The 19,659-nt window shown below is 70.8% G+C and carries 17 protein-coding genes and 1 pseudogene; 4 read left to right on the forward strand and 14 right to left on the reverse strand.

Annotated features, from left to right (window positions below; genetic code table 11):
- Nucleotides 1-150: 150 nt before the first annotated feature.
- Both TR49_RS35310 and TR49_RS35315 read right to left on the reverse strand, forming a co-directional pair.
- Nucleotides 151-1,407, reverse strand: coding sequence for an MFS transporter (locus tag TR49_RS35310; protein ID WP_084725758.1), 1,257 nt, complete (start codon nucleotides 1,405-1,407; stop codon nucleotides 151-153).
- A gap of 214 nt (nucleotides 1,408-1,621) precedes the next feature.
- Nucleotides 1,622-2,062, reverse strand: a complete 441-nt coding sequence (locus tag TR49_RS35315; RefSeq protein WP_042389579.1) for a MarR family winged helix-turn-helix transcriptional regulator — start codon at nucleotides 2,060-2,062, stop codon at nucleotides 1,622-1,624.
- Between the two features lie 156 nt (nucleotides 2,063-2,218).
- On the opposite strand from TR49_RS35315, the gene TR49_RS35320 reads away from it, so the two are divergent.
- Nucleotides 2,219-3,079, forward strand: coding sequence for a class I SAM-dependent methyltransferase (locus TR49_RS35320; RefSeq protein ID WP_084725759.1), 861 nt, complete (start codon nucleotides 2,219-2,221; stop codon nucleotides 3,077-3,079).
- 67 nt (nucleotides 3,080-3,146) lie between these two features.
- Here the strand turns inward: TR49_RS35320 and TR49_RS35325 are convergent, their stop codons facing one another.
- Nucleotides 3,147-4,766 (reverse strand): LCP family protein, encoded by a 1,620-nt coding sequence (locus tag TR49_RS35325; RefSeq protein WP_084725760.1) that lies wholly within the window; start codon nucleotides 4,764-4,766, stop codon nucleotides 3,147-3,149.
- A 312-nt stretch (nucleotides 4,767-5,078) separates the two neighbouring features.
- Here TR49_RS35325 and TR49_RS35330 point away from each other — a divergent pair, with 312 nt between their 5' ends.
- The gene (locus tag TR49_RS35330) at nucleotides 5,079-7,316 is read left to right on the forward strand and encodes a multicopper oxidase family protein (RefSeq protein ID WP_052434916.1); all 2,238 of its coding nucleotides are present in this window, start codon (nucleotides 5,079-5,081) and stop codon (nucleotides 7,314-7,316) included.
- Nucleotides 7,317-7,444: 128 nt separating this feature from the next.
- Here TR49_RS35330 and TR49_RS35335 read toward each other — a convergent pair whose 3' ends face one another.
- Nucleotides 7,445-8,350, reverse strand: coding sequence for an NADP-dependent oxidoreductase (locus TR49_RS35335; protein WP_042389581.1), 906 nt, complete (start codon nucleotides 8,348-8,350; stop codon nucleotides 7,445-7,447).
- A gap of 173 nt (nucleotides 8,351-8,523) precedes the next feature.
- Nucleotides 8,524-9,594, reverse strand: coding sequence for an alkene reductase (locus tag TR49_RS35340; protein ID WP_042389583.1), 1,071 nt, complete (start codon nucleotides 9,592-9,594; stop codon nucleotides 8,524-8,526).
- A 234-nt stretch (nucleotides 9,595-9,828) separates the two neighbouring features.
- On the opposite strand from TR49_RS35340, the gene TR49_RS35345 reads away from it, so the two are divergent.
- The gene (locus TR49_RS35345) at nucleotides 9,829-10,410 is read left to right on the forward strand and encodes a MarR family winged helix-turn-helix transcriptional regulator (protein WP_042389585.1); all 582 of its coding nucleotides are present in this window, start codon (nucleotides 9,829-9,831) and stop codon (nucleotides 10,408-10,410) included.
- Nucleotides 10,411-10,551: 141 nt separating this feature from the next.
- Here the strand turns inward: TR49_RS35345 and TR49_RS35350 are convergent, their stop codons facing one another.
- From TR49_RS35350 to TR49_RS35385, 8 genes are all read right to left on the reverse strand, one after another.
- On the reverse strand, nucleotides 10,552-10,956 hold the full coding sequence (locus TR49_RS35350) for a GNAT family N-acetyltransferase (protein ID WP_042389629.1): 405 nt from the start codon (nucleotides 10,954-10,956) through the stop codon (nucleotides 10,552-10,554).
- A 97-nt stretch (nucleotides 10,957-11,053) separates the two neighbouring features.
- Nucleotides 11,054-11,341, reverse strand: coding sequence for a three-helix bundle dimerization domain-containing protein (locus tag TR49_RS35355; protein WP_042389588.1), 288 nt, complete (start codon nucleotides 11,339-11,341; stop codon nucleotides 11,054-11,056).
- Nucleotides 11,286-11,756 (reverse strand): luciferase domain-containing protein, encoded by a 471-nt coding sequence (locus TR49_RS46910; protein WP_052434917.1) that lies wholly within the window; start codon nucleotides 11,754-11,756, stop codon nucleotides 11,286-11,288. The genes TR49_RS35355 and TR49_RS46910 overlap by 56 nt, the downstream gene beginning before the upstream one ends.
- A 129-nt stretch (nucleotides 11,757-11,885) precedes the next feature.
- A complete protein-coding gene (locus TR49_RS35365; RefSeq protein WP_084725761.1) occupies nucleotides 11,886-13,139 on the reverse strand; it encodes a phosphodiester glycosidase family protein in 1,254 nt (417 codons plus the stop codon).
- Nucleotides 13,140-13,255: 116 nt separating this feature from the next.
- Nucleotides 13,256-13,603 carry a hypothetical protein gene (locus tag TR49_RS35370; RefSeq protein ID WP_152627623.1) on the reverse strand — a complete coding sequence of 116 codons (348 nt, stop codon included), beginning with the start codon at nucleotides 13,601-13,603 and terminating at the stop codon, nucleotides 13,256-13,258.
- A gap of 180 nt (nucleotides 13,604-13,783) precedes the next feature.
- On the reverse strand, nucleotides 13,784-14,575 hold the full coding sequence (locus TR49_RS35375; protein WP_042389592.1) for an alpha/beta fold hydrolase: 792 nt from the start codon (nucleotides 14,573-14,575) through the stop codon (nucleotides 13,784-13,786).
- Nucleotides 14,576-14,673: 98 nt separating this feature from the next.
- Complete coding sequence (locus TR49_RS35380) at nucleotides 14,674-16,044, reverse strand: hypothetical protein (RefSeq protein ID WP_042389594.1); 1,371 nt, start codon at nucleotides 16,042-16,044, stop codon at nucleotides 14,674-14,676.
- Between the two features lie 352 nt (nucleotides 16,045-16,396).
- Nucleotides 16,397-17,008 (reverse strand): hypothetical protein, encoded by a 612-nt coding sequence (locus tag TR49_RS35385; protein ID WP_042389596.1) that lies wholly within the window; start codon nucleotides 17,006-17,008, stop codon nucleotides 16,397-16,399.
- 385 nt (nucleotides 17,009-17,393) lie between these two features.
- Here TR49_RS35385 and TR49_RS35390 point away from each other — a divergent pair, with 385 nt between their 5' ends.
- A complete protein-coding gene (locus TR49_RS35390; protein WP_042389597.1) occupies nucleotides 17,394-19,394 on the forward strand; it encodes a hypothetical protein in 2,001 nt (666 codons plus the stop codon).
- An 88-nt stretch (nucleotides 19,395-19,482) separates the two neighbouring features.
- Here the strand turns inward: TR49_RS35390 and TR49_RS46090 are convergent.
- Nucleotides 19,483-19,643 (reverse strand): annotated as a pseudogene (locus tag TR49_RS46090) (NCS2 family permease); the annotation flags it as partial.
- Between the last annotated feature and the right edge of the window lie 16 nt (nucleotides 19,644-19,659).

Raw genomic sequence — 19,659 nt, forward strand, 5'->3', positions numbered from 1 at the left:
ACCCATGGACGCCTCTCCCCCCTCACACCCGCCCCCGAACATCGAGGCGTCCATAGAACAAGTTTGACACCCCGTCCCCTCCCGTTCAATCACTCACAAGAGTGAAAACCCCCAGCTCAGCCGGGATTTGATCACATCAGCGGGCACCGGTCAGCGGGGCACCAGGGCCAGCACCCGCCCCTCCTGGCCGAACCCGTGAGCGAGGTCCAGCCGCAGCCGCAGATTGCCGATCCGCGCCAGCACCAGCCCGATCAGGGCCGCCGCGCCCGCCGAGACGAGGCCGCAGGCGAACAGGCCGACCCGCGGCCCGTACTGCTGTGTCAGCCAGCCGACCACCGGTGCGCCGAGCGGCGTGCCACCCGCGAAGACCATCATGAACAGGCTCATCACCCGGCCGCGCATCTCCGGCGCCGTACGGAGCTGGACCAGTGCGTTGGCCGCCGTGTTGAAGGTGAGGCCGAGCAGACCGACCAGCGTCAGCAGCGTCGCGAAGGCCCAGAAGTCCGGCGCCAGGCCGGCGACCGCCTCCAGCAGGCCGAAGCCGAGCGCGGCCGCGACGAGCAGGCGCAGCCGGGGCCGGGCGCGGCGGGCCGCGAGGAGCGCGCCGACCAGGGAACCGATCGCCAGGGCGGTGTTGAGCAGACCGTACTGGCCGGGTCCGACATGGAAGACGGAGTAGGCGAAGCCCGAGAGCACCGTCGGGAAGTTGAAGCCGAAGGTGCCGATGAAGCCGATCAGGACGATCGGCCAGATCAGGTCGGGCCGCTCCGCGACATAGCGCAGGCCCTCTCGCAGTTGCCCCTTCTCGCGCGGGAGCTCGGGCTGGCGGCGCAGTTCGCTGCTCCGCATCGCCAGCAGGCCGAGGATCACCGCACCGAAGGACACCGCGTTGACGGCGAACGCCCAGCCGGCGCCCACAGCGGCCATCAGCGCGCCCGCGATCGCGGGACCGACGAGCCGGGCGGTCTGGAAGTTGGCCGAGTTGAGGCTGACGGCGTTGGCCAGGTCGGCCTTGCCGACCATCTCCACGACGAAGGTCTGCCGGGCCGGGTTGTCCACGACCGTCACCAGGCCGAGCAGGAAGGCGAACACGTAGATGTGCTCGGGCCGGACGACCCCGGCCAGGGTCAGTGCGGCGAGGCCCGCCGCGAGCAGGCCCATCGCGCCCTGCGTGGCCATCAGCAGCTGCCGCTTCGGGAACCGGTCGGCGATCACGCCGCCGAACAGGCCGAACAGCAGGACCGGCAGGAACTGCATGGCCGTGGTCACGCCCACGGCGAAGGCGCTGCCCGTCAGGCTGAGCACCAGCCAGTCCTGGGCGATGCGGGAGATCCAGGTGCCCGAGTTGGACACCACCTGTCCCGCGAAGAAGTAGCGGTAGTTGCGGTTGTGCAGTGCGGAGAACATGCCCCCGCGCTTGGTGCTTGTGAAGTTGTGCTCCCGGCTCGTCCGGGTCTCGATCGTCTGGGCTTCTGTGGTGTCTGACTCTCCGTGCGACGAATGCAAAGCTGCGCGTCCCCTGTGCGGTTGTTGTGCTGTTCTTCTCTCTTCTCTCCTTCGTATGCCTGAGCTGCGGCTCCGGCGGCGCGGTCATGCGGTGAACGCGGTCGGACGGTGCGGTTCAGAGTTGCGCGAGCTTCTCCAGGACGGGCGCGGCGGCGCGCAGCACCGCCCGCTCCTCCTCGGTCAGCCCGGAGGTGAGCTGGGCGAGCCAGGCGTCACGCTTGGCCCGGCTCTGGTCGAGAATGCTCTCGGCCCGCTCGGTGCTGCTGACGACCACCTGCCGACGGTCCTGGGGGTGCGGCTCGCGCCGTACCAGGCCCTTCTCCTCCAGCATGGCGATGATCCGTGTCATCGACGGCGGCTGCACGTGCTCGCGGCGCGCGAGCTCCCCCGGGGTGGCGCTCCCGCAACGCGCGAGCGTGGCCAGGACCTGCATCTCGGTGGGCGTGAGGGACTCCTCCACCCGCTGATGGCGCAGCCGCCGCGCCAGACGCATCACCGCGGACCTCAGCGTGGCGATCGCCACGTCGTCGTCCGTCGACTCCGGCAACTCAGGCATATTAGTTACCCTAGCTCATTACCTTTGCTAATAAAACCAGGATGAGCCCTGTTGCCGGAGTGACGTGCGTAACAGTCCGGCCGGATATGGGTTGCCCGGCTGAACGAGCACCCGGAAGCATCGGCTGCGAACAGTCGCCAGGGTGGGAGAAGCCGCATGCACACCGACCGCAACCACACCGACCCCGACCACACCGATGACCGCAACGCCGATCACCAAAACGCCGATCACCGCCGCACCGACCGCGCCGACCGCGCCGTCCAGGCCAACTCCTTCGGCGCCGCTGCCGCCGCCTACGAGCGCGGGCGCCCCGAGTACCCCGCCGCCGCGCTCGACTGGCTGCTCGCCACCGCCCCGGAGGGACGGACGGTAGCTCCTCGCGACGTCGTCGACCTCGGCGCGGGGACGGGGAAGCTGACGCGGGCGCTGTGCGCGCGGGGTCTGGGGGTCAGCGCCGTCGAGCCGTCCGAGGGCATGCGGGAGCAGCTCGCGCGCGCGGTGCCCGACGCGCGGGTGCTCGCCGGTTCCGCCGAGGCGATCCCGCTTGCGGACGCGTCCGCCGACGTCGTGCTCGCGGCGCAGGCCTGGCACTGGGTCGACACCGCCGTCGCCGTTCCCGAGGCCGCCCGGGTGCTGCGACCGGGCGGAACGCTCGGGATGCTCTGGAACATCCGCGACGAGCGCGAGGACTGGGTCGCCGCCCTGGGCCGGCTGCTGAACCCGGAAGGCGCCCGGACCACCGGTGGCGAGGGGGTGGAGGGCCTCGCCGACCACCCCGGCCTGTTCGGGCCGGTCGAGCGCTTCGACGTCGAGTGGCGCCACACGCTGACGGGCGACCAGCTCGTCGACCTGGTGGCCTCACGCAGCTACGTGATCACCATGGCTGCTGCCGAACGCGAGACCCTCCTCGCGGAGGTCCGCTCCCTGTTCGACCACCACCCCACCCTGAGCGGACGCACGCACGTGGAGCTCCCCTACCTCACGCAGTGCTACCGCGCCCGCCGCACCGACCACTGACCGCCCGGACCGCCAAGGCCGCCCGGACCACCCCAGTCGACGAAGGCCACGCGGGCCGTCGCCCCGCTCAGGGCGCGGAGTCGGGGACGTTGGTGGCGCGGGCGTACGCCTGACTGGGGGTCATCGGCACGCCGTTGAGTTCGACCGTGTTGAACGTGCTGACCGGGGCACAGGTGTTGGACTGATCGGCGGTCTCGGCGTGGGAGTCGGACAGCGCCTCGTGCGTGCTGACGGGCGCGGGCTTGCCGCTGCCACCGGGGTAGCTGGTGCCGCTGGACCAGTCGGTGCCGATGACCAGGGTGACCCGGCTGACGGCGGAGTCCTCGGACAGACGTCCGGCGGGTATGCCGAGCGCGGAGGCGACCGTCTGCGCCTTGGCCTTGTCCCCTGCGGGGTAGCGCACCACCGTGGTCGCCGTCTGCTGCGGGGCGTTGGACGCGGTGGCGCCGGCGAAGCCCTTGCCGGTCAGGGCCGCGGCGATGTCCCCGGCCCGGCCGGTCGCGCCGCTGCCGTTCTCGACGCGCACGGAGACGTCCGCCGGGGGGACCGTCGGCTGGGCGGGGGCGCTGCTCGGGGCCGCGGACGGCTTGGCGGCGGAACCGCCGCTGAGGGACTGGTCGTTGGCGATGGCCGCGAACATGGCCTGCGCACTGGCGGCCGGCACGACCCGCTCGGCGTTGCTGGGGTCGGCCATGGTCTGCATGGTGGTGAAGGTGATGCGGTCGGTGGGGACCTTGGCCACGTCCGCGGCCAGTCCGAGCAGCGAGCCGACGCTGCCGAGGCTGCTGTCGACGGTGAGGGCCTTGGTGGCCGCGTTCGCGAGGCCGTAGAGGGCGGTGGGGTCGGTGAGGGTCCCGGCGCTCTTCATCTTGCGCATGAGCGAGGACAGGAACATGTGCTGCGCGTAGGTGCGGCCCAGGTCGCTGCCGTCACCGAAGCCGTGCCGGGAGCGCACGAACTCCAGGGCGGCGACGCCCTTGAGGGTGTGGCCGCCCTTGGCCAGCTTGAGGTGGGAGTAGGTGTCGTAGACGTTGCGGTCGACACAGACCTGGACGCCGCCGACGGCGTCGGACATGTTCACCACGCCGGAGAAGCTGATCATCATGAAGTGGCTCAGCGGGATGCCGGTGAGCTGGTGGACGGTCTGCATCTGACAGAGCGGACCGTAGCCGAGCGCGCTGTTGACCATCCCGTAGTAGCCCTGCGTGGCGTTCTTCGGGTTCTTCGGATCGGTGCAGGCCGGGACGTGGACCATGGTGTCGCGCGGGATGCTCATGACCGTGGCGTTGGAGCGGTCGGCGGATATATGGACGACCATCTCGACGTCGGCGTTGCCGTACCCGCCGCTGCCGCAGTCGCCGCCGAGCCGACAGTCCTCGGCCGTGTTCCGGGCGTCGGTGCCGAGCACCAGGATGTCGATCGGGGTCCGGCCGAAGGCGTCCGCCTTCTCGGTGCCGAGGTTGGTGTTGCCGCCGAGGTTGACCGTGTTGATGTTCCCGCTCAGCTTGTCGTAGAGCCAGACGCCCGCCCCGGCGGTCGTCAGCACGAGCGCGGCCAGGACTATTCCGCTGACCTTGGCGACGCGCCTCGCACGGCCGCCCGGCCTGCCTCGGACGGCACGGCCCTGCGGCGCGACGCGTCGCGCGTCGCGCAAGCCGGGTATGGCGTCCTCCCGGTCCACGGTCATCGTCACTTCCCTCACTCGTCTGCAGCTGGCAACCTTTGGGACGCGGGGTCCCCACCATTCAGTTGCACGGTTGCGCAATCTAGCAATCGAATCTTCGAAGCGCGGGACGCGGGTGGGACCGAGCGGCGCCCTCAGGACCTCGAAACGCCGGACTGACGCGCTTCCTTGAGCGCCGAGTGACAAGTCGTATGCTCTGCGTAGTCACACATGCGCATGTACATGGACGAAACGCGCATATCGGATGGTTGTCAGCGGCGGGCCAGCTGCGGCTGGGCAGACGGGCGGTGCCGCAGCTCCCCAGGAAGGCCCGCCTTGTCCGAGAAAAAACTGAGCCGCCGACGCCTGCTGGCCGCCGCGGGATACCTCGGGGCCGTGTCCGCCACCGGCATCAGCGGCCTGCTCCGGCCGCAGACGGCCGCGGCATCGGTTCTGCGGCCGCAGACCGCCCTACCGGGCGCGCGCATCCCCAAATATGTCACCTTACTGCCGACGTTCAGCGGAAAGCGGGTCGGCGCCTCCTCGATGACGACCTCGTTCGTCGAGTTCCCGCAGCATGTGCTGCCGGCGCGGATGTATCCGCGCTCTCACGCCGCGGGCACCTGGGTGTGGGGGTACCAGGTCGCGGACCGGCCGGCGAGCTGGCCCGGCTGCACCGTCGAGGCCTGGGAGGGACGCCCCACCACCGTCCGCTATGTCAACAGGCTGCCGTGGACGGGCCACGGCTCGCGGCTGGCACCGCTGCTGACGGTCGACCAGACCATCCACTGGGCCGACCCGCTGCACCGGATGGAGTCCTTCGAGCCCTATCGCGGCCCGATCCCGGCCGTGGCGCACCTGCACGGCGGCGAGGTGCCGTCCGCCGACGACGGCGGACCGGACGCATGGTTCACGGCGAACGGCCTGCACGGCCCGGGATACGCCACCCACGGCCGGGCCGCAGCGAACGAGGCCGTCTACCGGTATCCGAACACGCAGTCGGCCTGCACCCTGTGGTTCCACGACCACGCCCTGGGCGTGACCCGGCTCAACGTGTACGCCGGCCTCGCCGCCTTCTACCTCGTCCGCGACAGGTACGACACGGGTCGGCCGGACAACCCGCTCGGGCTTCCGGCAGACCCTTACGAGATCGAACTCGCCATTCAGGACCGCCAGTTCGACACCAATGGACAGCTGCTGTTCCCGGACGGCTCGAACAAGGCCGCCGAGACCATCGTCGGCCCGCCGCCCAATCCGAAGGCCCACCCGTACTGGATCCCCGCCTACCTCGGCGATGCGATGGTGGTCAACGGCCGCACCTGGCCGGTGCTCACCGTCGAACCGCGCCGTTACCGCTTCCGCTTCCTGAACGGATGCAACGGCCGCTATCTGTCGATGAACCTCACCCACGCGCCGAACGCCGACCGGCACGACGCGCCGTCCGCGGTTCCGTTCTGGCAGATCGGCACCGACGGCGGACTGCTCGACAGCCCTGCCGAACTGAACACCCCCGGTCGACCCTCCGCGCCCCGGCTCGCCCTCGCACCGGCGGAGCGCGCCGACGTGATCATCGACTTCGCCGGTCTCGAAGGCGCCTCACTGATCCTCACCAACACGGCGGTGCACTCGTTCCCGAGAGGTCAGGCCCCCGACCCGACCCTCGACGGCCAGATCATGCGCATCGACGTGCGCCTCCCGCTCTGCGGCCAGGACACCACGTACGACCCGGCCTCCTGCGAACCGCTGCGCGGCGGCCACCGGCGACCGGCCCCGATCGTCCGGCTCGCGGACCCCCGCACCGGCCAGGTGGCCCCCGGCGTCCCCGTGCACGCCAGGCGCCAACTGGTGATCAACGAGCAGGACACCGTCAAGTGCTACACGCCACCACCGCCCGCCACCCCGGGGACGCTCATCGCGCTTGTCAACAACAGCCCTTGGACAGGCCTGCGCGCCGGAACCGACACCCCGATCACGGGCTCCCGGCCCGACCGGTACGGCCAGGGCCTGTGGCTGACCGAGCGCCCACGCGTCGGTGCGACCGAGGTCTGGGAGATGCTCGACATCGCCATGTTCGCGCATCCCATGCACATCCACCTGATCCAGTTCCAGGTCCTCAACCGGCAGAACGTCGACTTCCGCTCCTACATGCGGTCGTGGGCGTCGGAGTTCCCCGGCGGCACCTTCGAGGGACAGAACTGCGACGGCACCCTGGGTAAGGTCCACTACCCGCCCGGCACGGTCATCCCCGGCTACGGCCCACCCCGCGACTACCTCACCCCGAACAGCGACGGCGCGCTGGGCGGCAACCCCGCCTTCGGACCGCACCTCGTCGGCCCTCTCATCCCTCCGGACCCGAGTGAGGCGGGCTGGAAGGACACCGTCAACATCATGCCCGGCATGGTCACCAGGGTGATCGCCCGTTGGGCGCCGACGGCGATCCGCGCAGGGGCCGTCAAGCCGGGCGAGAACCGCTTCGACTTCGACCCCACCGAGGGACCGGGCTACGTCTGGCACTGCCACATCATCGACCACGAGGACAACGAGATGATGCGCCCGTACGCCCCGACGCACTGAGGGCCGACGGGCTGACGGGCTGACGGGCTGACGCACGGACGCCCCGACGCACGGACGAGCAGGGAACGGCGGCGACGGACCGGTCGAGGTCCGCCGCCGCCGTTCCACGTCCAGCTCAAGGGATGGGCTCAGGGGATCAGCACGGCCTTGCCGTGGTTGCGGCGGGCTTCCAGATCGGCCTGGGCCTGGGCCGCCTCCGCCAGGGGGTAGGTGCGCCAGACCGGGATGGTCAGCTTGCCGTCGGCGGCGAGCCTGGCCAGCTCCGCGAGGGACACCCCCGACTGGTCGCCGCCGCCCGCGCTGAAGCGGACGCCGTGCTCGGCGGCGGACATGTCGGCAATGGTGATCACCTTCGCGCTGTCCCCCGCCAGGGCGACCGACTCGGCGAGCACGCCCGCACCGGAGGTGTCGAAGACGCGGTCGACCCCGTTGGGTGCGGCCGCCTTGACCCGGTCCACCCAGCCGTCCCCGTAGCGGACCGTGGTGGCCCCGAGCGCGGTGACCCGTTCGAGGTCGTGCTCCCCAGCGGTGGCGACGATGGTGGCGCCATGGGCGACGGCCAGCTGGACGGCGACGAAGCCCACGCTTCCGCCGGCGCCGTGGACCAAGAGGGTCTGGCCGGGCTCCACGCCCAGCTGCGCCAGCACGCGCTGTGCGGTCTGACCGACCGTCACCAGGGAGGCGGCGGCTTCGAAGGACAGGGCCGACGGCTTGGCGACCGGCCGGTCGAGCAGGGCGTACTCGCTGTAGCTGCCGCCAGGGGTGCTGCCGAGGACTTCGTCGCCCACGGCCACGTGGGCCCCCTCGCCGACCGCGTCGACGATCCCGGCCGCGTCCAGGCCGGGGATCACGGGGAAGTGGGCCGGAGCGGCCGTGGCCATCCGGCCGGATCGGATCTTCATGTCGAACGGGTTCACGGACGCGGCCCGCACCCGGATCCGGACCTGACCGGGGCCGGGCTCGGGCGGGGTGACCTCGGTCAGCCGCAGTACGTCGGGCGAGCCGTACTCGGCGAAGGCAATGGCTTTGGACATCTCGAAACTCCCTGCGGGGTGGTGTGGCGGTTGGGATCGGCGCACGCCCGGCATCCGTACGCGGAGTGCGTATGCGGAAATCCGCGCTCGGAATCTCTCTGCGGCGGTGTCGGCCAGGCCGCCGCTCAGGTGTTCAGGCGTTCAGGCGCACAGACGTTCAGGCGTTCAGGCGTTCAGGCGTCCAGGGCGGGGTAGTCCGTGTAGCCGCGGTGGTCGCCCCCGTAGAACGTGGCGGGGTCCGGGGTGTTGAACGGGCCGCCCGCGGCCAGTCGGGCGGGGAGGTCGGGGTTGGCCAGGAAGAGCGCCCCATAGGCGATCATGTCCGCGCTGCCGTCCTCGACCAGGGCCAGGGCATCGGGGCCGGTGGCGTCCGGGTGAGTGAACGGGTTGAGGACGAAGGTGCCGGGCCAGGCCTTGCGCAGCCGGGCGGTCAGGTCGCGGTCCGGGCCCTCCAGCAGGTGCAGATAGGCGAGGTCCAGTCCGGCGAGCCGGTCCAGCAGGGCGGGGTAGACCTCACCCGGGTCGGGCTCGGCGATGTCGTTGAACGGGTTTCCGGGCGAGATGCGCAGGCCGACACGGTGGCCGCCGATGGCCTCCGCCACGGCCGAGACGACCTCGACGGCGAACCGGATCCTGCCCTCGGCGTCGCCGCCCCAGTCGTCCGTGCGCCGGTTGCTGTTGGGGGCGAGGAACTGGTGGATCAGGTAGCCGTTGGCGCCGTGGATCTCCACGCCGTCGAACCCGGCCGCGACGGCGTGGTTGGCGGCGACGACGAAGTCGGCGATCGTCTGCCGGATCTCCGCGTCACCCAGCTCCAGCGGCGTCACGAAGTCCTTGGGGCCCTCGTGCGTGTAGACCTGGCCCTTGGCGGCGACCGGCGAGGGCCCCACCGGCGCCAGGCCGTCGGGCAGCAGGCTGGGGTGGCCGATCCGGCCGGTGTGCATCAGCTGCGCGAAGATCACCCCTCCGGCGCCGTGGACGGCGTCGGTGACCGTCCGCCACGCCTCCACCTGAGCGTCGGTGTGCAGGCCGGGGGTGTCGGGGTAGCCCTGGCCGACCGGCGAGGGCTGGATCCCCTCCGTGACGATCAGCCCGGCACCGGCGCGCTGTGCGTAGTACGTGGCCATCAGCTCGGTCGGCGCGGCGCCGGGCCCGAAGGCCCGGCTGCGGGTCATCGGGGCCATCGCGACGCGGTTCGCGAGGCGGCTGCCGCCCAGATCGATCGGATCGAATGCAGTGGTCATGGTCTTCTCCTCGTTCGGCAGGAGTGGTGCTCCGGGTCCCTACTGCGGGCCCGTCGAAGTAGATAGCTGTTCGAACAAGTAAATGCCACCGGCCGATTCCACGATGCATATGTGACCTAGGTCACTTCCTTTGCCTGCAGCGATGCGCCCCTCCACCCACAAGGCGGAAGAAGACCGACCCTGGCATGCGGCCGACGCTAGAATTACTTGACCGAGCAGGGATGAGAGGAAGAGATGACGCAACCCCCAGCGGGACCCGGAAGAGGCCCCGCGGAGACGGGCGCGGAGGCCTCGGCCACCGTGCCGGTTCCGGCAGCGGCCGGCGGCGGACCGGTCAGCCACGCGATCTTCCGCCTGGCGCGCCTGCACCGCATGCTCGCCGGGCAGCTCCTGCGCCCCATCGGCCTGCACCCCGGCCAGGAGCTGGTGATGATGCACCTGTGGGAACTCGGCCCCCAGCGGCAGACCGACCTGGTGCGGCTGATGGACTCCGACGCGGCCACCATGACCCGCACCGTCCGGCGGCTGGAACAGGCCGGCTTCGTCCGTCGCAGCCCCTCCCCCACCGACGGGCGCGCGTCGATCATCGAGCCCACGGCCGCCAGCCAGGCCCTGCGCCGCCAGGTCGAGCAGGTCTGGAGCCGACTCGAGGCCCTCGTGACCGGCGACATGTCCGACGACGAGCGTGCGGCTGCCCTGCGCACTCTGGAACGCCTGGAGCAGAACCTCGTCGACGAAGCCGCCACCCCCGACGCCCCCGACGAAGCCGCCACCCCCGCGAACCGGCACCGCACCCTTCCAGGCGCCGGAGGTTAGCCACCCTTCCAGGCGCCGGAGGTTAGCCGCGGAGCACGTGGACCCCGTCCCTCTCGCCGAACCTGTCGATCTTGGCGATCCTGTCGATCCTGTCGGTCCTTCAGCTGGTCTCGGGCCGGACGGTCCGCTGTGGGGCTTCGGTCAGGCGAGGCGCAGGTCGACGTAGGCGATGGTGTCACCGGGGAGGACGTAGCGGTCGATCTCGACGAAGCCGTGGGACTCGGCGAACCGCAGGCCGTCCTCGTTGGAGGCGAGCACGACGGTCTCGACGACGGTGGCGCCCAGCGCGCGGGCGCGCTCCACTGCGCGCTGGTAGAGCTGCTCGCCGAAGCCCTGGCGGCGATGGGCGGGGAGGATCCGGGCGATCACGGTGCCGGTGGACGGACTGTCGCCGGTGGGCGGGCGGACGGTCGAGCACCCCACCGGCTCGCCGTCGAGGTACGCGACCTCCAGGTGGTTGCGCCCGGCCCGCTCGCGCACGTCGGCGAGCGACAGGGGGTCGGTCGGGATGATCACGTTGTGGACATGCCGCCAGTCGGCGAGCATGGCGTCGCCTACCGGCTCCGCGAAGCTGAGCTTGGACGTCTCGGGCACCGCAGCAGGAGAACCGCTCGGCCGCCGAACCGTCAACCAGATAACCCGGTCACGCCGACGAGGCGGGATCGACGACGGCCTGCGCCGGGCCGTGCGGACGGGTCTGACCGTCCGGACGGATCTGGCCGTCGGGACGGATCTGGCCGTCGAGTGCGACGCGGGCGACGCGCTCGGCGAGAACCGGTACGAAGTCCCGGATGCGGCTGTCCTTGAAGTGCTCGAAGGCGGCGGAGACCGCGGCGGAGACCTGCTCGGGGCTGCAGCGGTCCCGGTAGGCGGCCTCAAGCCGCCGGGTGACGTCGAGAATGGTTTCGTCGTCGGGCGATGCGTCGGGCATGCGTCCTCCCAGGCGTGGCGCCAGGTCGCTGAGTCGGCGTGTCCTGCAGGTGGATGATTGTGCTCTGGTCGATGTCGCACGGGGCGGTCTCGGGCATGGGGCGCTGTGCCGAGTGGGCTTGGAGCGCCGCGCTGACCAGGGTCATCAGCAGGTCGGCATCCGTGTCGCACTCCACCACGACGGTGACCCACGGGGAGTCCGGCCGAAGCCGCACCGCGCTGCAGAGCTCCAGCTCGTCGCGCAGGCGGATGACCGTGTCCGTGGTCAGGCAGAGCGCCACACGACGGTCGCCGTGCAGGTGGGCGATCTCCCGGGTTCCGGCCCACAGGGCCTCACCGGTGACGCAGTCAGAGGGGCGGTGAGCCAGGCTGGACCATGACGCCAACTGTTCCATGGCGCGATCGGCAACCGTCATGGAAACATCCTCGCGCTGGTCACCGACCCACGGCTAGAGCCGCGCCGGGGGAGTCTCGTTCGACGAGTCGTGGCCTGCGTACTGCCCGCAGGCGGCCCGCAGGCGGCTCCCCACGCTCCCGCAGGCGGGTCAGCCGCCGTGCCCCGAGTCCGAGAAGATCCCGATGCCGTTGGGGACCGGTCGTTCCAGGCCGTGGTCCAGGCTGTTCCGAACGGTCACGCGACCGCTCGCGGGGTCCCTGACGGCCAGGGTCGCCGAGGCGCCCCCGTCCAGATAGACGGCCTCGGTGCAGCCGAGCGCCTGCAGGAGCCTGCCGAGTTCGGCCATCGTCAGGCCGCTGGACGTCCCCTCCCGGCCGTCCGTGGACAGGAGGCGCAGGAGGCGCCCGTTCGAGGCGATGCCGACGGCCGAACGCGGCGTGGCCTCCACGGCGTCGAGATCGGGCAGAGGCACGCCGCGGCGGAGAACGGGATAGCCGCCCAGCGCGAAGGCGAAGGGGACGACCGTGGTGGACACGGGACGGTGGTCGACCTCGACCGGAGTGCCCGGGGTCAGGCTCCGCAGAGCGTCAGCGCCCGCCTCCCGGCCTAGGAGCACGGTCGAGTCCGGGGCGATCCCACCGCTTCCTGCCTCGTCGGCGACGGACTGGACGACGCCACGGTGGATGATCACCTCGCGGACGTCCGTGGTGCAGGGCGCGGCGCGCCGCTCGTCGGTTCCGCAGACGGCGCGCTCGCGCGAGCGCGTTCCCCAGTCCGACGTGAAGGCGCCGATCGACCCCTCGGGAAGGGCGTACTGGTTGAGGCCGCGCAGCGGGAGGGTTCCGTGCGGTGAGCGGATGCTGCCGGACAGCGTGATGCGTGCGGTACGGGCCCTCCCGTCCGCACCCACACCGACGACGTCCTCGTCGGTGTCGCCCCCGGGCGGCCTCAGGCCGAAACGCTGCCCGTACGGGACGGCCGACTTGAGCAGACGGCCGTCGCCGATCTCGGGCCCGGAGGCCGCACCGGTCGCCTGGACACCAGGGTGCTGCTCCTCGGAGATGTCGAAGAAGTCGCCGTTGACGGCGGCGACGGCACCCCGGTCCTCGGCCATCCGGGCGACCGGCAGCCGGTCGGCCACCGCACCGGGGTTCAGCAGGTCCGCCCGGACACCCGGCCGGGCCAGATCGACCGTCACCAGGTACACCCGCGCGCCGCCGTGCGTGGTGGGCACGGTGAACGCCCGGTAGTCCACCCCGGGCGCGATCGTCTCCGCCACGGACCCGGGCGAGGCCACGGTCGACGGCAGGGCAGCGGTCGACGGCAGGGCGGCGGCCGACGGACCGAGGCACGGGGCCAACCAGACGAGCGCACAGGCGACGGCACACGACACGGCTCTCATGACCCGTACCTTGCCGTCGACCAGGCGCGATCCCGGCGCAGATCCGCCGCGCCGTCCCCGAAGAACCCCCGGAAGACGGAGCGGACCCAGCCGACCTCAGGTCGCGTTGCCGCGGATCAGGTCCCGGGGAGCGCCAGGAACGCGACGATGGCCACCACGACCCCGACGACGATGCCCGTGCCGAGGCGGTCGCCGGACTTGGCGCCGAGGATCGCGGCGGCGCCGAGCACCGCGAAGATTCCCACTGCGGTCCAGGATCTGATGCGCTGTTGCCTGCGGGGATCCACAGGACGCGGCTGCTGGAAGAGCTCCGCCCTGGCCCGTCGGGCTCGGACGTACTTGGTGATGCGCCCGATGACGGGGACCGCGACGACGATCCCGGGGACCACCCACTCGCCGAGGGGGTCCCCGCTCGCGAACCCGATGCCGACGATGCCCGCGAGGCCCACAGCGAGAAGCACCATACGGGCGCGGCTGGGGCGCGGCGCGCGTGGCGGCGGCTGGTTGGACCCGGAGGGGAGCGTCACGGTCTCCGACGGTACGCAGCAGGCGAGTTGGCGGGAAGTGTCCGCGCTTGACGATGCGTCGACCCCGGCTTGTCCGAAGGTGCGACTCAGCGGGCGGCCCTGCTCGGCCACCGCGGTTCAGGAGTGGGCCTGGCAGAAGCCGCGCACGGCCCGGTTGAACTCCTCGGGCCGTTCCAGGTTGCTCACGTGCCCCGCGCCCGGGATCACGACGAGCTCGGCAGCCGGGATCGCTTCCTGGAACTGTCGCGCGACGGTCAGTGGCGAGCGCACGTCCTGCTCTCCCCAGAGCAGGAGGGTGGGCACGGAGACGGTGGGCAGGAGATCCCGCTGGTCCGTCCCGGCCATGAGGCGCAGCTGTGTCCGCAGGGTCTCCGGGCGCACGCAGGCCGCCATCGCCTCCAACAGCGGTAGGCAGTCAGCGGGCGGCTCGCCGGCGAACAGTCCGGGCAGGGCCGGGGCGAACTCACCGCGCGGCGCGGACAGCATCCGGCGCGCGCCCTCGACCCGGGCCCGCACTTCCCCCGCCGGCAGAGAGCCCTTCCAGCCCGCGTACGTGTCGACGAGGATCAGCGTCCTCACCAGGTGCGCGTGACGGCGGTAGAACTCCAGGGCCACCGTGCCGCCCCAGGAGAGACCCGCGATGTGCGCCGGGCCGAGCCGCAGCGACTCCACGACCGCGGCCAGACAACGGGCGTAGTCCGCGAGCCCGAAGCACTCCGGTACGTCGGAGGAGCGGCCCGCTCCCGGCTCGTCCCAGGCCACGACGGTGAACGCGTCGGCCAGCGCGTCGAGTTGCGGCCGCCAGAGGCGGGCGTCGTCCGCCGCACCGTGCAGGAACACCACGGGCGGCCCCGCACCAGCGCGATCGTAGGCGACCCTCAGCCCGCTCACCTGCACCGTTGCCACCATGCCAGGGTATGCCCGCCCGCCGTTGCCCAGCCTGCCCGGCTCACTGCCCGACCCACAGCGCCGGCATCAGGGGACAGCGGACGCGGTTCAAAGAGCTGTCAGGCGGTGACGTGGGTCTGCGGGCCCTGCGTGTCGACGTGTGCACCGTCCGGCGTGTACCAGACGACGAGCCAGGTACCACTGGTGGCCGCCCTGGCGCTGATCGTGTAGGCGCCGCTGGCGTCAGTCTTCGCCCGGCCCTGCGACTGCCAGGACTTCTGGCCCTCAGGACGGAAGAGCAGCGTCACGTAGCTGTGGGCAAGTGGCTTCCACGAACCCGCGGTGCCCTGCTGGTAGACGTGCCCGCCGAAGGTGATCCAGCCGTTCCGCTGGACGGTGGTGTGGTTCGGCGTTCCACCCGTCATTCTGGTCGCCGAGACTGTGGTGTGGACGGTGTTGCTCCACGCCTCCGGGAACCCACCAGCCGCCGGCGAGTACAGCCGCCAGTACCCGTGCGGATTGTTGACCGGCAGAGTGACCCTCAGGTTCCGAGGGAACGGGCTCGCCGGAATCCGGTCCACCGTGGTCCAACCGGTCTTACCGTCGCCGGACTGCTGCAGGTAGAGAACGCCACCGGAGCCGGCGGGGTCGCTGCTGTCCACGCTCACGGACACGGAGAGCCGCGAGTGGGCGTCGACCGCTGCCCCGGTCAGGTGGAGGGCAAGCTGCTGATTGATCGAGGTGACATCGAAACCGGCGGACGTGCCCGTGAGGTAGTCGTCCCATCCCCCGGTGTGGTTGCGTGCATCGACGGTCCAGTGGGCCGGAGCGTTCCCCACGTTCTGAGTGAAGGAGAACCTGCCGTCGCCTCCCGTAACGCCGCCCTGCAGCCCCTGCGACCCTTCGTCGAGCGCGATCGTCTGCCCAGGAGCGGGGTGCCAGGTGCCGTCCTGCTCCTGGTACTCCAGGATTCCGCTGACAGTCGCGGTCCCCCAGGCCGGCACGTGCGCCGAGCTCGCCGAGTCGAGAACGATCCGGGTCGGCTCGGTCACCGGGTCGACCTCCGTGGACGGCCCGCAGAAGAAGTGGCGACCGATACCGGCCATCAGCTGGACCGGCCGCTTGCCCGCCGACACGGGGACCTGCACCGACCCGATCGTGAAGCTGCCGTCCGCGGCGACACTGCGCGAGGAGGAGCCCACACCCGGGTCCGCGAGTCCCACGGTCGGCGTGTACGGGCCGCTGTAGGGGGCCAGGGTTCCGTCAGGCTGCTGGACGAGCATCTTTCCGGTGACCGTCAGGGACTCGTGACCGAAGGTCAGGAGCGGAGACGACATCTGCAGGTCGGTGAAGAACACGCTGGTGCCATCGTCCGCCAGGCCCGAGCACCACGGTGCGGGGGTGGCGCCGGCCGGAGCCTGGGCCGGGTCGGCGTACGCGACGGCGGCCGGCATCGCCAGAGCCGCGGCCAGCAGGGTCGTCGTGGCCACAGCCGGCAAGGAGCGTCGAATCACCGGAACGTCATCCCCCAGAGAATGAGTGACAGTCAGAAACCCTCCCCGAGCTCCTGAGCGAACGTACGGACACTACGCCGACGCTGCGCCGTCCCCGCAGATCCTTGTCCGAATTGCTGGGGTAACAGCCCAGTCCTCGTGACCTGATCGTTAGACGCGTTGCATCCCCCCAGTTCGGCGCACGTGTCGTGGTCGACAGCCGGTCCGTCTGTGACGAATCTGCCGCCCTGCCGTGCCGTGCCGTCCGCCACGCAGAGGACGCAGAAGACGCTGAGACCCATCCCTGTTCCGTTGGTGGCCGAGGCCGCGAAGCGGCTTCATCGGTGCGTCAGTACACCGGCGACCCGGGCAGGCCACTCCACGGCCAGAGCTGGAACTCGCGACCCATGAACCAGCCCAGATCGGTCGTGCCGCAGACGGCGCTTCCGACCTCCCAGAAGTTCGAGTAGCCGTCCTTGACGGAGCCCCGGGGGAAGTAGACGGAGACCTCCACCGTGGTGGACCCGTGGGCGCCGATGGTGCCCAGCGGGAGACGGGCGGAGTCCCAGAGCGGAAGGTTGCCTTGCGTCTTCGCATTCCAGTGGAACGCCATCTTGTGCCAAGAGCCCTTGCCCGCGACGCGCCACCACACGGTCGGCACAGGACCACGGTTCTTGTCCATGTTGCCGAACTCGAAGGTGAAGCCTGCCGTCGGGAGCACCTTCGTTTCGGTGTTGCGAATGGTCACGTACTCGTCCAGCGGCGGTCCGCCGACACGGCGGGTCGTCAACGCCTCGGTCGGGTTGGGGGTGGAGACAGCGAGCGCCCCGTTCAGGCAGTCGAAGGCGCCCGCGGCTGCCGGCTGTGGGGCTGCGGCGTGACTCGTCGTCGCCCCCGTGACAGTGACCACCGTGGCGCTTGCGATGGCCAGAGCTGCCGCGAGGCAACGCGTGAACTTCATGTTCCCCCCAGGAACGAAGTGATCAAGGCGCGCAGTGTATCCCGAGCCCATGCGCCCCACGGTGTCCGCGCAGGCCGGAAACGGCGGCGGACGGCGGACGGCTCGAACCCGGCTGGAGCGCGTGGAACAATCACCGGCCCCTCCCCAGGTCGGAGCCTTCGCTTGCGTGCTGACCCGGCCCGTCACCTGATGGCATCTCCCGAGTTGCCGCCCTGTCGAGCCCGTGTGGTGATTGCACACGGAAGGACACGGGACTGATGGCGACTCAGTCGGACTCCGCGACGCCGCCACGGCTCCAGTGCCGCCGCGGATCTGTGTTGGGAGGACGGCGATGGCGAGTCGAACGGCTCATGCCGCTTCGGCTGGGGGCGGGCGACGCATCGCAGTGAAGATCGTCATCTCGCTCGGGGTGGTGCTCGTCGCGCAGGCACTGTTCGCGCTGTGCCTGGTCAGCGCCCAGCAGCTGCTGGTGCCGCGGAACATGCCCTTCGGCGTGGCCGGACCGCCGTCACCCGTGGTCGCCGCGGTGGCGTCCAGAACGGGGCTCACACTGAGCGAGTATCCGAACGCGTCGGCGGTGACGAACGCGGCCGATCGGGGCGAGCTCTACGGCGCCTACATCAGCGGCGGCTCCACCGACACACTGATCGTGGTCCCGCCGAAGAGCTTCTTCGCCCAGACGGAGCTGGAGCCGGCGTTTCTCGACGCGGCGCACAAGCTGAACCGGCCGGTCACCGTCCAGACGGTCAAGCCACTGCCGGCCAGCGACCCCGTCGCAGCGGTGACGTCGTTGCTGCTGCTGCCGCTGCTCATCGGCGGCTATCTCGCCGCCGTGCTGGTCTTCAAGGCGGCCCACGGCGTCGCCGCGGCACCGTGGCGCGCAGCGATCCTCGCCGGATACGCGCTCGTCGCCGCGGTGCTGACCGACCTGATCGCCGGGCTGGGGATCGGCGCCTACTCCAGCAGCCACTTCTGGCCGCTGCTGCCCTGCTTCTGGCTGGTCACCTCAGCGGTGGCGCTGGCCGCTGCGGCGCTGCAGGCGCTGGTGGGCAAAGTGGGCACCCTGCTGGTGGCGGTGCTGTTCATCGTCGTCGGCGGTCCGCCCGCCGGAGGATTGGGCACGTACCTGCTGCCGGTCTACTGGCGCAACATCGGTGTGATCTTCCCACCCCAGAGTGCGATCACCCTGATCAACCGCGTGCTCTACTTCGGCGGGAACGGCATCACCACACCGATGATCGTCCTGTTCCTCTACGCCTTCGCCGGAGTAGCCGTCATCGCCTGGTTCGGCCGCATCCGCCCAGCCAGGACTGCCGTGGGGGCAGGCAGCGCCCAAGCCGACGCGAAGACGCCGACCGGGCCCGCGACGAACCCTCCCAGCCGTCGAGGGGCCGTGATCGGGATGCTCGTCGCGCTGGGCATCTGTGCCGTCATGCAATGTCTCTTCGCCACCACGTACATGGACGCCGAGCACGCGCCCAAGGCGTCGAACCTGCCGATCGGCGTGGTCGGCACCTCACCCATCCTGGCGGAAGCCGAGAAGGCCATCTCGCTGAAGGTCACTCAGTACCCGAGCGAGTCCGCCGTGAAGACCGCCATCGACCAGGCCCGGATCTTCGGCGCGCTGGTCTCGTCGGGCGGGACGAACACGCTGATCGTGGTGCCGTCCATGAGCGACCTGGCACCGCTCGACCTCGCGGTGCGGTTCGAAGCCGCAGCCAGGGCCACCGGTCAGACGCTGACGGTGCAGCAGTACGCTCCGCTCCCCCTGGCCGCCAAGGACCCCTTCGGCCTCGTCCAGGGCCTCATGCTCGTTCCCCTGCTCATCGGCGGCTATATGAGCTCGACCCTGCTCATGGCCGCCACCGGCAAAGCTGCAGGACGCTGGCGCGCCGCCCAGCTCGCCGGGTTCGCGGTCGTCAGCGGCCTGGTGATCGACCTGGTCGTCTGCTACTGGCTGCAGGGGTTCCCCAGCAGCAGGTTCTGGATCACCTGGCCGATCTGCTCACTGATCGTGACCGTGGTCGCGTTCGTCGCGGCGGTCCTGCAGAAACTACTGGGGCCCATCGGCACCCTGGTCACCGTCATCGTGGTCATCCTGCTCGGCAACCCCTCCTCCGGCGGCGCCAGCGGAGTGCCCTACCTCCCCACGTTCTGGCGTGACCTCGGTCCCTACCTCCCGCCCCGCAACGCCTACATCCTGCTGCACCACTCGATCTACTTCGACGGCCACGGAACCAGCGAGGCGCTCACCAACCTGCTCATCTACCTGGGCGCCGCCGCGCTCGTCCTCATCGTGCTCGACCTGCGCCGCCCCGAGGCCGCCGTGCCCACCGACGCCACCGAGGCCGCAGCCATGGCCGTACCGATCGGCGCCTCACCCTGAACATGTCGGCCCGGGGCGGAACAGCAAAGGGGCCCGCCTGCCAGGTTCAGCGCTGGCAGGCGGGCCCTTCGGTGCACTCAGGCGCAGGTCACTGCCCGATCCCCAGCGCCGGCATCAGGTAGTGGAACGTGAACACGCCCGCCACTGCGTACAGCGCCACCGGCGCCTCACGCCAGCGCCCCGTCGTCACCCGCAGGATGCAGAAGACGTAAAACCGATCCCGATTCCGTTCGTGATCGAGTACGTGAAGGCGTATCAACCGCCT

It is taken from the genome of Streptacidiphilus melanogenes (assembly GCF_000787835.1).
Classification (GTDB): domain Bacteria; phylum Actinomycetota; class Actinomycetes; order Streptomycetales; family Streptomycetaceae; genus Streptacidiphilus; species Streptacidiphilus melanogenes.